The organism is Clostridium drakei, from assembly GCF_000633595.2.
In the GTDB taxonomy this organism is placed as follows: Bacteria; Bacillota; Clostridia; order Clostridiales; family Clostridiaceae; genus Clostridium_AM; species Clostridium_AM drakei.
The window spans coordinates 74,848-87,885 of record NZ_JIBU02000023.1 but is presented as its reverse complement, the minus strand read 5'-3'; the positions used below and the strand labels follow the sequence as shown (position 1 = coordinate 87,885).

The following is a 13,038-nucleotide window of genomic DNA, read 5'->3' as shown; positions in this document are numbered from 1 at the left end:
TGAATAAAAGGTACTATAATTAAAATCAAATCGAATAGTAAGTTTTAGGAGGAAAAATCCATGTTATATAAACGAGAATATAATAAATGTGAAAAATTATTAGATAAATTATATAGTAAATGTACCTATAACGAATTTCTAATAGCTTTTGATATTGCTGTTAGAACTTATCAAAGAATTTCCAGAAATGACCTTATATTTTATCGTAACAATTTTTATTTAGGAGTGATTAGGTGTGAGGACAAACTTATTTCTATAGTTTGTGAGTATTATTTAAGTGGAAATGGACAAAAACAAAATTTGAATGAAGATATTTTTCCAATGATAAATATTTTATCAGGGAATAAAGATAGTATAGTGTCTAATGAATTAAAAGAATTATTTTTAAATGTATATGATAATTAGTTGAGAAATGATTTGTAAAATTTAGTTAATATATTAACAAATCCACAGTTGTAATCTTTAATTTCTCCCATTTATCCATTAATTGCTTGTAAATTGTATTCATTTTTTAATAAAAAATACGATACTTTACAGTTAGGATAAATTTAACAAGTTAATTTTAAAAATCAGAGAATATAATTTAAGTACTGATTTTTTTTATTAACGAAAAATTAAGGGGGAAAAAATTTGGAACAAAATACTAATGAACAAAAAAACATGTATATTAAAAAGGAAAAGGCAAAAAAAATCATTTCTAAAATTTTATCAGGTGCTTTGATTTTAATGGGAACTTTAATGTTATATCCAACAGTTACACAGCGTAAAGAAGGATATAATGAAAATATTAAGATTTTTTTTACTAAAGTTATTGTAGTTTATTTATTAGCTTTGATAGTATGTTTAATAAGAAAAAAAATAGCTTTTAAAGGGAAGAAAAATTCTTCATTGCTTGTTTTTTCTTCTGTACTTTTATTTATTTCATTGTGTAATTTTACAAATGCTGCAACAGAAAACTCAAAAGAATTAGCAGCTGAAAAGTATGTTATGGCAGTGTGTGAAAATAGTAGAAATGATGATACTGCACTATTTAAAAGTAAAGAAAAAAGTGACTATGGCAAGTTGAATTCTTTAATTGCAATTATAAAGGAATATGCAGATAAGAATTACTCTATTAATAAAAATTTTAAAAGTGAATTTAAACAAAAAACTTCAAAAAATCAGATAACTTCTAATGATGTTTTAAGAAGTGAAGATAGAATTAAAAAATTTAGGAATAGCCTAAGTGAATTGAATAATTTGTTTGTTAAATATGAATCTGACTTAAATAATAACAAAGCAAATTCTGATAAGAAGATGTTAGAATATAAAGGTCAAGATACTATATTTGAAAAGAATCTAGTAAATGAATTTAATTTTTGGAGAAAAGAAAAATATGATAATAACATAGAGGATCTTAACAAAAAGAAAGTATTAAGAGAAAAGATGGATAAATATCTTGAATTTATGGAATCTAAACAAGGAAGCTACAAGTTAATTAATAATAAGATAATGTTTGAAAGTCAAAGTGATGTAGATAAATGTAATTCACTTATAAAAGAAGTAAAGGAATCAGGTACTAGTTGGTAAATTTTATATAATTAAAATTGGAGGTATGGATAGTGCTAAGTACTATTGATAAATCTATAATTAGGAAACTTCAAGAAGATATTCCATTAACACCTAGACCTTATAAGTCAATAGCTGAGGAAATAGGTATTGCAGAAGAAGAATTGTTAGGTAAAATAGAGGATTTTCAAAATAATGGTGTACTTCGCAGGATCGGTGGGATTTTAAATCATAGAGAAGCAGGGTTTGAGGCTAATGCAATGGTAGTATGGATGATTTCAGAAGATAATGTCCAAAGGCTTGGAGAAATTATGGCTTCATTTAAAGAAGTAACTCATTGTTATGAAAGGCCCATTAGTAGCAAATGGCCATATAATATTTTTACTATGGTTCATGGACAAAATAAAAAACAGTGTGAGGATATTATAAAAAAGATTTCTGATGCCATAAAAATTTCTGACTACAAAATTTTATATAGTACTGAAGAACTTAAAAAGAGTAGTATGAAGTATTTTAAATAATGGTATGAATTAAATTTATTTTTGAATTTTTAAAAAGTTTATAAATCAATAGGGACAAACTGGCTTAGTGGTGAGACACTAAGCATTTTTTTGTAAATTATTTCAATTTTACCTTTTTGTATGATTTATTTCATGTAGTATATGAAGAAGATAATAGTTGCACATAAAAAATTACTATCTAAACATGTTTTAACATATTTCGCCTTTAATTGACAAAATTATAACAATGGAGGTATAATTATATAAATATAAATTTAAGGCCTCAATGATGTTATAGTATGAAAAACGCATGGATTACTGATGGCAGTGCTTCTTTTTTATTTTATATAAAGAATTTGTTGTAAGAAAGGTTGTGAAACAAATGATGTCAGAATATTCGGTTTAGAAAAAATATTTAAAAATTGATTGAAAAATTTGAATAAGAACTGCAGGGAGATTATTTGTAAGAAAGTGAGATGATAGTATGACGAATGTAATTGAAGAAAGATTAGAAATTGAGGAAGATACTCAAAAAGGTAGGTTTTTAATATTTTTGCTTGATAAGGAATCGTATGGAATAGAAATCAAGCATGTTACAGAAATTATAGGAATTCAACCGATAACAGAAATTCCTGAACTTCCTCAATATGTCAAAGGTATAATCAATTTACGTGGTAAGATAATTCCCGTCATGGATATAAGGATTCGCTTTAAAAAGGAACCGAAAGAGTATAATGATAGAACCTGTGTAATTATTATAAATATTAATGACATATATATAGGACTCATAGTAGACAGTGTGGCAGAGGTTATGGCAATTTGTGATGAAAATATTGTTGAACCACCACAAATGAATAACGGTTTTAATAGTAGATATATAAAGGGAATTGCTAAGGTTGAAAATGATGTAAAACTGCTGCTTGATTGTGAAAAGTTATTTACAGAAGATGAACTCCAATACTAAGAAAAAAACATCATAAATCATAAGTAATAATTATGAATGTAAGGGGGAAATTAATAAATGAAATGGTTTTACAATTTAAAGGTTGCTACAAAGCTTTTGATAGGTTTTATACTTGTTGCAATTATTGCAGGTATGGTTGGAGTAGTTGGTGTTGTAAATATAAAAAAGATCCAGGCACTTGATGGGGATATGTATAACAGGCATACAGCAACTATGGATGATATGGCAATGATATTAGAATATTATCAGATGGAACGTGTGAATTTAAGAGATGTAGTTTTGGCTAAAGATAATTTGCAAAGACAAAAATTTATTAGTAAGTTTAGTGACATAGACAGAAAAATGTCGGATAGTCTATCTATTTTACAAGCAGGAATAAAGGATCCAAAAGTTCTTGAAAATTTTAATAATTTAAAGAAAGCATTAGATGATTTTAAATCCTATAGGGATAGAGAAATAACGCTTGTAAATGCAAATCAAGTAGATCAGGCAATCGCAAGCTTATATACTGATGGGGTCAGTATTGCAAATAATTTGCAAACAGCTGGCGACAATTTACTAATAAATAAAATAAATCTTGCAAAGCAGAGTGCAGATACAAATAAATCTACAGCTAATTTAGCTGCAGTAATGATGATTATTATAATTCTTGTTGGTGTAATTATAGCAATTGGACTTGGAATCTTCATATCTCGAATTATAAGTAAACCGGTAAACATGATAGCTAAGGCTGCTGACAAACTTGCAGTTGGTGATGTAAATGTAAATATCGAATTAGATAGAAAAGATGAACTTGGCAGTCTTGCAGAATCCTTTAAAAGAATGATAGCAAGCATTCAAGGTCAGGCTTTAGCTGTCGAAAGAATAGCTTCAGGTGATTTAACTGTTGAAGTTTCAGTTAAATCAGAAAATGATTTGCTTGGAAGGAAGCTATCTGAAATGGTTGAAAGCAACAATGGAGTTTTAACAAATATCAGCAATGCTGCAGAACAGGTGGCTTCAGGTTCAAAGCAGGTATCAGATTCAAGTATAGCTCTTTCACAAGGTGCTACAGAACAGGCAAGTTCAGTTGAGGAATTGACAGCTTCTCTTGAGGAAATATCTTCACAGACAAAAGTAAATGCAGAAAATGCTAATCAAGCTAATGAATTGTCTGAATTTGCAAAGGCAAACGCTGTGAAAGGCAATGCACAGATGAAAGAAATGCTTAAAGCTATGGAGGATATAAATGATGCTTCTAGTAATATTTCAAAGATTATTAAAGTTATTGACGAAATAGCGTTTCAAACTAATATCCTTGCACTTAACGCAGCTGTGGAAGCTGCAAGAGCTGGTCAGCAAGGGAAGGGATTTGCTGTTGTAGCAGAAGAAGTAAGAAATCTTGCTGCACGATCAGCAAATGCAGCTAGGGAAACAACAGATATGATTGAAGGTTCAATAAATAAGGTTGAAGGTGGTACAAAGATTGCAAGAGAAACTGCTGATGCTCTTAATGAAATAGTAAATGGTGTTGAAAAGGTAGCTAATCTTGTAAACAATATTGCTATTGCATCAAATGAACAAGCTGTAGGTATTGGACAAGTTAATCAAGGAATTATGCAGGTATCACAAGTTGTTCAAAGTAATTCAGCTACTTCTGAAGAGGTTGCAGCAGCAAGTGAAGAACTTTCTAGTCAAGCTGTACTTCTTAAAGAGATGGTTGCTAAGTTTAATTTGAAGAAAAATATTAAATATTATAATGATCTAGAGGAATTAAATCCAGAGATATTAAAAATGATTGAGAAAATGGCTGAAAAGAAGAATAGTAGATCACTTGCTACAAATAGTTCATATGAAGAAGCTTCAGTTACAAAATCTAAGATTGCATTAAGTGATAATGAGTTCGGAAAGTATTAGTATGATTTTTATTCATTGTTCCTCAAAAAATTGAGTTACAATAATATTTATATGTTAAAAATAAAAAATAGAAAATTTAAAAATGTATAGACATGTTTATCCAAATTTTGTATACTTATAATTGAAGTAGCAGAGTAAATATTGTGCATCAAGTGTTAGAGAATGGGAGGTTGTCTCTAAACGAAAAGCAGCTTAGCTTATGATACAATATTGCTTCCGCTGTTACATTAAAGGGATTTTGTATTTTATACCTTTTTTCTCTTTAATGTGACTAATACATTAAAGAGAAAAGAGGTGTTGTATTTTACGGAATAAAACGTATACATTTTATTAATATTTTGTATAGGAGAAGTGAAATGAAAAGTAAAATGAATACAAAATTTCTTGTAATGACAGCTTTGTGTATCAGTATATCTGTAGTTTTAAGATTCTTTTCTATAATGATTACTGCTGGTGGTGCTCTTACTATGAGAATAAGTTTTGCCGCAATTTTTTATGTACTTCCGGGGTTACTTTTTGGTCCACTATATGGTGCAGCAGCAGGTGGAATAGTAGATATAATTGGTTATATTTTAATGCCTATGGGAGTATATATACCAGTACTTACTTTAACCAATATTTTAGCAGGTTATTTACCAGCTGTAATTTGGAGAAAAATAAAAAATATTCCAATAGAAAGTTTAAAGAAATATTATATTGCTTTCTTTGCAGTATTGACATTATTAGGAATGTTTAATATTTTAGTGATTATGAATATGCAAAATTCTTATTTAGGAAAAATGCTTATGCATTTTGGTAAAAAATCACAATATTTTGGAGTTGGATTTATATTAATTGGGGCTGTAGCATTTGTTCTTCTTATAATAAACAATATTATAAATAAGCGTAGCAGTATTAGTTATAGTTATGTTTATGATAATTTCTTTAAGTTAGTTATTGCTACAGGGATATCGGGAATTATAGTAACTACTATAAATACCTATTTTATACTAATTTTTACACCAGCCGTTGCAGCTAAAGGATTTGTTATCTTATGGATTCCAAGGATGGTAGAAGCATTAGTTTTCACTGTTGTAAGTTCATATGCAATATCAATACTCATGTACTCTTATAGTGCTCTTTCAGGTAGAGTAGTTAAAAAAATATAAGATATATAGAAATAACTTGTCAGTATAGCAACTAGATTGCATATTGACTTGTTATTTCTTTTTATATTTTCTATAGTATAAGAGGAGGGAATTTTAAACAATATAGTAGTATTAAAAATGTTGGTCCTATTTAATTGGATAAGAGTATTAATTGAAATAATTCTCTTACTAGTTGGAGTTAAAATGCTAGTAATGTAAGGAGGAATTTAATTGAAAAAAGCTTTTGTAGTTGATTTTGATGGAACTATAACAGTACAGGATGTAGGATTTTCTATAATAAAACAATTAGCAGATGAAGGTTGGGAAGAAATAGGAAACTTGTGGTTAAACAAAAAAATAGGAACTGCTCAGTGTGGTAGCATGCAGTGGGATTTAATCAAACATGATGAGGAATACATAAAAAATTTTGTTGGAAAATTTCCTATAAATGAAGGATTTAGAGAGTTTGTGCAAGAGGTAAATAAAAATTCCTATGAAATGATAATAGCTTCTGATGGCTATGATGTTTACATAAACCAAATATTAAAAATATATAGTTTTCAAGGTTTGAGAGTTGTATGTAACAGTGCAAAATATGATAATGGTTGGAAATTATCTTTTTTAAATACATCTCAAGAATGTGGATTTTGTGGAAATTGTAAAAAAAGAATAGTAGCTGATTTAAAAAACAGAGGATATAAGGTTTATTATATTGGAGATGGTCATTCAGATATATGCGCTTCTAAAGATGCAGATGTAGTTTTTGCTAAGTCCTTTTTAAAAGAATATTATCAAAATAAAGAATTACCTTACCATAACTTTGATAATTTTTTTGATGTTTTAAAATATATAAAATCATAAAATTGTGTATAAAGGTTGTGAAAATATGTCTCATATTTCAAATAAAGAAGCTTATAAGAGATTGGAAGAAAGGATTAATAGGTTTCCACAAGGTGCACCCCCTTCAAAAACATTGTACAAAATACTGAGTATGCTTTTTACGGAAAAAGAAGCAGAATTGGTGGCCATGCTACCTATAAAGCCTTTTACTGTTAAAACTGCAAGTATAATTTGGAAAATGAGTGAAGCTAGTGCTGAAAATATACTTCAAAAGCTTGCTTCAAAGGCTATTCTTATGGATATTGACTATGATGAAAAAAAGGAATATTGTCTTCCACCACCTATGATTGGATTTTTTGAATTTTCCCTTATGAGAACTAGGTACGATATAGATCAAAAAACATTATCAGAGTTGTATTTTCAGTATTTAAATGTGGAAGAAGACTTTATTAAGGATTTATTCTTAGGGACAGAAACAAGATTTGGAAAAGTTTTTGTGCAAGAAGGAGTCCTTTCAAGAGAAAATGAACTGGAGATAATGGATTATGATAGAGCAAGTAATATAATTAAAGAAGCTAGATTTATTACTGTAAGTATGTGTTTTTGTAGACATAAGATGAAGCATTTAGGAAAACAGTGTTATGCACCTATGGAGACTTGCTTAACTTTTGGAAATAGTGCATATACTTTAAGTAAAAATAAATATGGTAGGGCCATAGACTCAGTTGAGGCTTTGGAAATATTAAATATGGCATATGAATATAATCTAGTTCAATGTGGGGAAAATGTTAGAAATGGGTCAGTATTTCTATGTAATTGCTGCGGATGTTGCTGTGAAGGTATGCTGGCAATTAAGAAATTTGGATATTTGACTCCTATTCAGACTACTGCATTTCTTCCACAATTTATAGAGGAAAGTTGTGTTGGATGTGGTAAATGTGCAAAGGCATGTCCTATAGATGCTATAAAAATTGACCCTATAACGAAAAAAGCTAGAAGTGATGAAAACATATGCCTTGGATGTAGTATTTGTGTTAGAAATTGCCCTAAAAAAAGTATATATCTTAAACATAGGGAAAAACAGATAATAACTCCAGCTAATACAACTCATAGAATTGTACTTCAAGCTATTGAGAAAGGTAAGCTTCAAGAGCTTATTTTTGATAATAAAGCTCTTTTAAGTCATAGAGCTATGGCTGCAGTTTTATCAGCTATTTTAAAACTTCCACCTGTAAAGAAAGCTATGGCTAGTAAACAAATGAAATCAGTGTATTTAGATAAATTGTTAAGTGAAAAGTAATTTTTGTAAGTTTTACATTAGTTTAATATTAAATATAATTATAAATTATTAGAGGTGAGAACCTCTTTTTTTATAATATATTTTATTAACAAGATTCTATCTATATTTTCAATTTTTTTATCAATATATAAATAAACTTCAAAATTCGAGCTAAAATACCAGCGAAATGTGGAAAAAAAACTAAAATTTTGTTAATATATTTATATAGCATTAAACTTATTTTTTATCTTTAATGTAAATTAAATTTATAACAAAGGGAGAAGTTTATGAAAAATTTTAAATTAGTTATTCATAGGATAACTTTTTTGATTATGTTATTGATTGTAAGTTTAGTTCTTTTAGGGGCTTTTATTAACAAAAATAAAGAAGAGCTAAATAAAAGGCCTGTAGCTAAATCTGGTGTATTAGATTTAAGAGATTGGAATTTTAAAAAGCAAGGAATAGTTAAACTGGATGGACAGTGGGAATTTTATTATAAACAATTGTTGACACCTAGGGATTTTGAAGAAAAACATAAGACTGTAAAAACAGGATTAATTGACATTCCAGGCAGCTTTAAAAATTATAAATTTGGAAATGAAAAACTAGATTCTCAAGGATATGCAACCTATAGATTAAAAGTAATTGTTAATAATTCAGAAAATTTATATGCTTTTAAAACTCAGTTTATTCAAGCAGCTCATAAGCTTTGGGTAAATGATAAGGTAGTTATACAGTGTGGAGAAGTAGGAAAGACTAAGAATGAAACTAATGGAAAACTTGCTACAAGACTAGGTTCATTTTACAATAATACAAATGAGTTTGAAATAGTACTTCAAAGTAGTAATTTTCAGTATGGTGTGCCAGAAATTGATAGTATATTACTTGGCAGTGACTCTCAGATTAGTGAAGAGAGAGCTAAAAAAGTAGGATTTGATTTATTTCTATTTGGAATTACTTTAGCAGCAGCTGCATATAACTTTATTTTATTTATGAGAAGAAAAAAGGACAAAGCTCCTTTATATTTTGCTGTGGTTTGTGTTTTAATTTGTTTAAGAACTTTATTGGTGGGAGAAAGACTAGTTTATTGGGTATTTCCTAATATGAACTATGTTATTAATGTGAAATTGCTTTTATGGACTTTCTTTTTATATATACCAATACTTATATTGTTTATGAGTAATTTTTATAGTGAACTTATAAATAAAAAGGTAGTTAAATTTTCAAAGATTTTAGGTATAGCTTATTTTTTCCTTATATTAATATTACCTCCAGTATATTATATTAATTTAATATTACCTGTTGAAATAATATCAGATTTTATGATTCTATATATTGTAAGTAAAATGCTTTATGGGCATTTTATAAAAAAATCTAATAATGTAATTGTTATTATATCTATGATTATATTTTTAGGAACAAGAATAAATGATATTTTATATGAATATTCGATAATTGATACAGGGTCTTATGCTCCAATAGGAATTCTTATTTTTATTTTTGCTCAGTCATATGTGGCATCTGATAAATTTTCAATGGCTTTTTCAAAGATAGAAGAAATGACGGAGAAGCTTAAGTCAGTTGACAAAATGAAAGATGATTTTTTTGCCACTACATCTCATGAATTGAAGGCACCTCTAGATGGAATTGTTGGGCTTTCCAAAAGTCTTATAGATTGTAATTCAAAGCATTTGGGGAATGATGAAAGAGAAACATTGACTTTAATTAAAAATAGTGCTAATAGATTATCAAATCTGGTAAATGATATATTGGATTTTTCAAAGATAAAAAGTAATGATATAAATTTGATAATGAAACCTGTAGATATAAGACAGCTTATAAATATGGTTACAAAATCTTTTAAGTCATTTATGAGCAATAAATCAGTTGAAATATTAAACAGAGTTGAAGAAAGTGTTTCTTATGTTTATGGAGATGAAAATAGAATTCAACAAATTTTATATAATCTAATAGGAAATGCAGTAAAATTTACAAATGAAGGAGAAATAGAAATCTCTGCTATTGAAAAAGGTGAATATGTTTTTATTAGTATTAAAGATACAGGTATAGGAATAGATGAAAGTGATATTTATAAAATTTTTCAACCTTACAATCAAGCTGATGGAATAAACAATCAATATAATGGTTCTGGATTGGGATTGTATGTAACTAAAAAATTAGTTCAACTTCATGGTGGTGAATTAGAAGTAAAATCCATATTAGGAGAGGGATCTGAATTCACTTTTAATCTATCTAAACTATCCATGAATATTGAAAAAGCTGATTCCATAGATGAATTAGAAAATTATTATTGCAATGAAAAGTATAATAAAAAATTAGAACAATGTAAAAGTAAGGGTAAAATTCTTATTGTAGACGATGAGGCTGTAAACATAAAAGTAATGGTTAATTTTTTGTCAGATGAAAAATATACGATTATTACTGCTACAAGCGGAAAGGAAGCATTGAATATAGCTTATAATGATAAAAATATAGATATGGTGATCTTGGATGTGATGCTGCCAGATATGATAGGATGGGAAGTATGCAGTATATTAAGAGACAAATATTCCTTACTTGATTTACCTATTTTAATTGCAACTTGGGATAATCGTACAGAAAGCTTAGTACTATCCTTTAAAAATGGAGCTAATGATTATTTAAGAAAGCCTTTTGAAAAATCTGAACTATTAGCTAGGGTAAAAACTCTTATAGATTTGAAGCATTTAGCAGGAGAGGTAACTAGCCTTCAAGGTAAAGTACAAAGCACTACAAAGCAGGTTGAGGAGTTAAATGAGGATTTTGAAGAAAATAAGAAAATACTTTCTCAAGTAATAAAAAATGATCAGCTTAAAACAGAATTTTTTACAAATATGTCCCATGAGCTAAGAACGCCATTAAATGTTATATGGAGTACTATACAGTTAATTCAATCTATAAATGAAAATAAGTTAACGACAGAATATGATATAGACAAATACCTCAATATTATGAGCCAGAATACTTTAAGACTTTTAAGATTAATAAATAATTTAATTGATACTACAAAAATAGAGGGAGGATATTTGTCTTTAAGACTTGCTAATGGAAACATAATAAATGTAATAGAAGAAGTAACTTTATCTGCGGCAAGCTATATTCAAGCACAAGGAATAGAATTAATTTTTGATACAGAGGTTGAAGAAAAATATATGGCTTTTGATGGAGATAAAATTGAAAGAATCATGCTTAATTTACTCTCAAATGCAATTAAATTTACAGAAGAAGGTGGGAGTATATTTGTAAATATTTATGATTTGCAAGATAAGATTAAGATTTCAGTTAAGGATACAGGTATAGGTATTCCAGAAGATAAGTTAGATAGCATTTTTGATAGGTTTACACAGGTAGATACATCTTTATCAAAAAAGCTAGAAGGTAGTGGAATAGGTTTAGCTTTGGTAAAATCATTAGTTAAAATGCAAAATGGAAGGATATATGTCAAAAGTACATTGGGTTATGGAAGTGAGTTTATTGTTGAATTACCAGCAGTAACTGTAAAAGAAAATGAAGAATTGGATCAAAATATTAAATCTAAAAACTTTTCTAGATTTATAGATAAGGCTAAAATAGAATTTTCGGATATATATCATGAGTAAGATCATTATCTTTTGTCTGAATTAAAGCCTTTGTTCATTTGCACAATAAATTTATGATAAAAATAAAACTATTGACTGATGTTTATTTATACAAATTAAGTTACAATTTTAATTATTATACATTTTATATTGCAAATGAACAAACATGTAAGAGGGGTAAATCATGATTCAGTTATCAGAAGAATTAGCACAAAAAATTGTAGATAGGATGATTAAGGTAATACCCTATAATGTTATTATTACTGATGAGAATGGAATAATTATAGCTAGTGGAGATGTTGAAAGAATCCATCAGTTTCATTCAGGTGCAAAGCAAGCTTTAAATATAAAAGAAATAGTTGAAATTGATTGTGATCATTCTCAAGGAATGAAACCTGGAGTGAACTCTCCAATTTTTTTTCAAGGAAATCTATTAGGAGTTATAGGTATTACTGGAGTTCCTGAAATAGTTAAGCCCTTTAGTGAACTAGTGAGGGTGACTGCTGAACTTTTAATTAATCAAGAATATGTTTTAAAAAATCAAAGTATACAGGAACAAGAAAAAGAGAAATTTTTATATGAGCTTGCTTATTTAAATGAAGAATATTCTCAAGGTTTTATAGAAAGAGGGCTTTCTTTAGGAATAGATATAACTGTTCCTGATATAGCAATAGTAATAAATTCTGAGGAAAAATCTTTAAAAAGCTTGAAAAATCACTTTAACTCTTTGTTACAAAATGGTGAATATTGTTTTATGCTTAATCCAAATATTATTGTAGCATTTATTAGTTTGCAAAAACCGTTTTTAAATATTCTAAGAAAATCTTTAGAAAAAGAGCAGTATGGAAACATAAAAGTAGGTATTGGACTTAGTGGTCACAATAGTTCAGTTTCTATGAATCAAGCTTTTAAAGCATTGCACATAGGAAAGCATCTTCAAAAAGATAAAAGTATTTATTTATATAAGGATCTATGCTTTATATCTATGCTTGCTAATATTAAAGAGGATTATAATTTGAAAAAAGTAGTTAAAATATTAAAATCGGAAGGAAATCAAGCAGACCTTTTAAACACTCTTATAGCTTATGTGTATAACAATGGAGAAATGCAAACAACTGCACAAGCTTTACATGTACATAGAAATACATTAAATTATAGGTTGGAAAGAATTAAGGAAGTTTCGGGAAAAGATCCTAGAAATTTTATCGAACTTTTTGAACTTTTTACAGCTTATGTGGTTTCAATGTTATAGTTTAAAATACAAATG

Annotated in this window: 10 protein-coding genes and 1 riboswitch; all 10 genes read left to right on the top strand. The window is 28.0% G+C overall.

From position 1 onward, the window contains the following. The first annotated feature begins 60 nt into the window (after positions 1 to 60). The 10 genes from EG57_RS0212220 to EG57_RS0212175 all read left to right on the top strand — a co-directional run bounded on the left by EG57_RS0212220 (position 61) and on the right by EG57_RS0212175 (position 13,023). Complete coding sequence (locus EG57_RS0212220) at positions 61 to 405, top strand: hypothetical protein (RefSeq protein ID WP_032077495.1); 345 nt, start codon at positions 61 to 63, stop codon at positions 403 to 405. Between the two features lie 225 nt (positions 406 to 630). Beyond that, positions 631 to 1,569 (top strand): hypothetical protein, encoded by a 939-nt coding sequence (locus tag EG57_RS0212215; RefSeq protein ID WP_032077494.1) that lies wholly within the window; start codon positions 631 to 633, stop codon positions 1,567 to 1,569. Positions 1,570 to 1,601: 32 nt separating this feature from the next. After that, positions 1,602 to 2,069, top strand: a complete 468-nt coding sequence (ahbB, locus tag EG57_RS0212210; protein WP_032077493.1) for a siroheme decarboxylase subunit beta — start codon at positions 1,602 to 1,604, stop codon at positions 2,067 to 2,069. Positions 2,070 to 2,532: 463 nt separating this feature from the next. Next, positions 2,533 to 3,012 (top strand): chemotaxis protein CheW, encoded by a 480-nt coding sequence (locus EG57_RS0212205; protein ID WP_032077492.1) that lies wholly within the window; start codon positions 2,533 to 2,535, stop codon positions 3,010 to 3,012. Between the two features lie 57 nt (positions 3,013 to 3,069). Further along, a complete protein-coding gene (locus EG57_RS0212200) occupies positions 3,070 to 4,908 on the top strand; it encodes a methyl-accepting chemotaxis protein (protein WP_032077491.1) in 1,839 nt (612 codons plus the stop codon). A 128-nt stretch (positions 4,909 to 5,036) separates the two neighbouring features. Further along, positions 5,037 to 5,132, top strand: a riboswitch (THF riboswitch). Between the two features lie 132 nt (positions 5,133 to 5,264). Then, positions 5,265 to 6,056, top strand: coding sequence for an ECF transporter S component (locus tag EG57_RS0212195; protein WP_032077490.1), 792 nt, complete (start codon positions 5,265 to 5,267; stop codon positions 6,054 to 6,056). 210 nt (positions 6,057 to 6,266) lie between these two features. Further along, positions 6,267 to 6,896, top strand: a complete 630-nt coding sequence (locus EG57_RS0212190; RefSeq protein WP_032077489.1) for an MtnX-like HAD-IB family phosphatase — start codon at positions 6,267 to 6,269, stop codon at positions 6,894 to 6,896. A gap of 25 nt (positions 6,897 to 6,921) precedes the next feature. Beyond that, positions 6,922 to 8,175, top strand: a complete 1,254-nt coding sequence (locus tag EG57_RS0212185; protein ID WP_032077488.1) for a 4Fe-4S dicluster domain-containing protein — start codon at positions 6,922 to 6,924, stop codon at positions 8,173 to 8,175. A gap of 266 nt (positions 8,176 to 8,441) precedes the next feature. Then, positions 8,442 to 11,792: an ATP-binding protein gene (locus EG57_RS0212180; protein WP_032077487.1), complete on the top strand. Its 3,351-nt coding sequence runs from the start codon at positions 8,442 to 8,444 to the stop codon at positions 11,790 to 11,792. 163 nt (positions 11,793 to 11,955) lie between these two features. Next, positions 11,956 to 13,023, top strand: a complete 1,068-nt coding sequence (locus EG57_RS0212175) for a CdaR family transcriptional regulator (RefSeq protein WP_032077486.1) — start codon at positions 11,956 to 11,958, stop codon at positions 13,021 to 13,023. Positions 13,024 to 13,038: the final 15 nt, after the last annotated feature.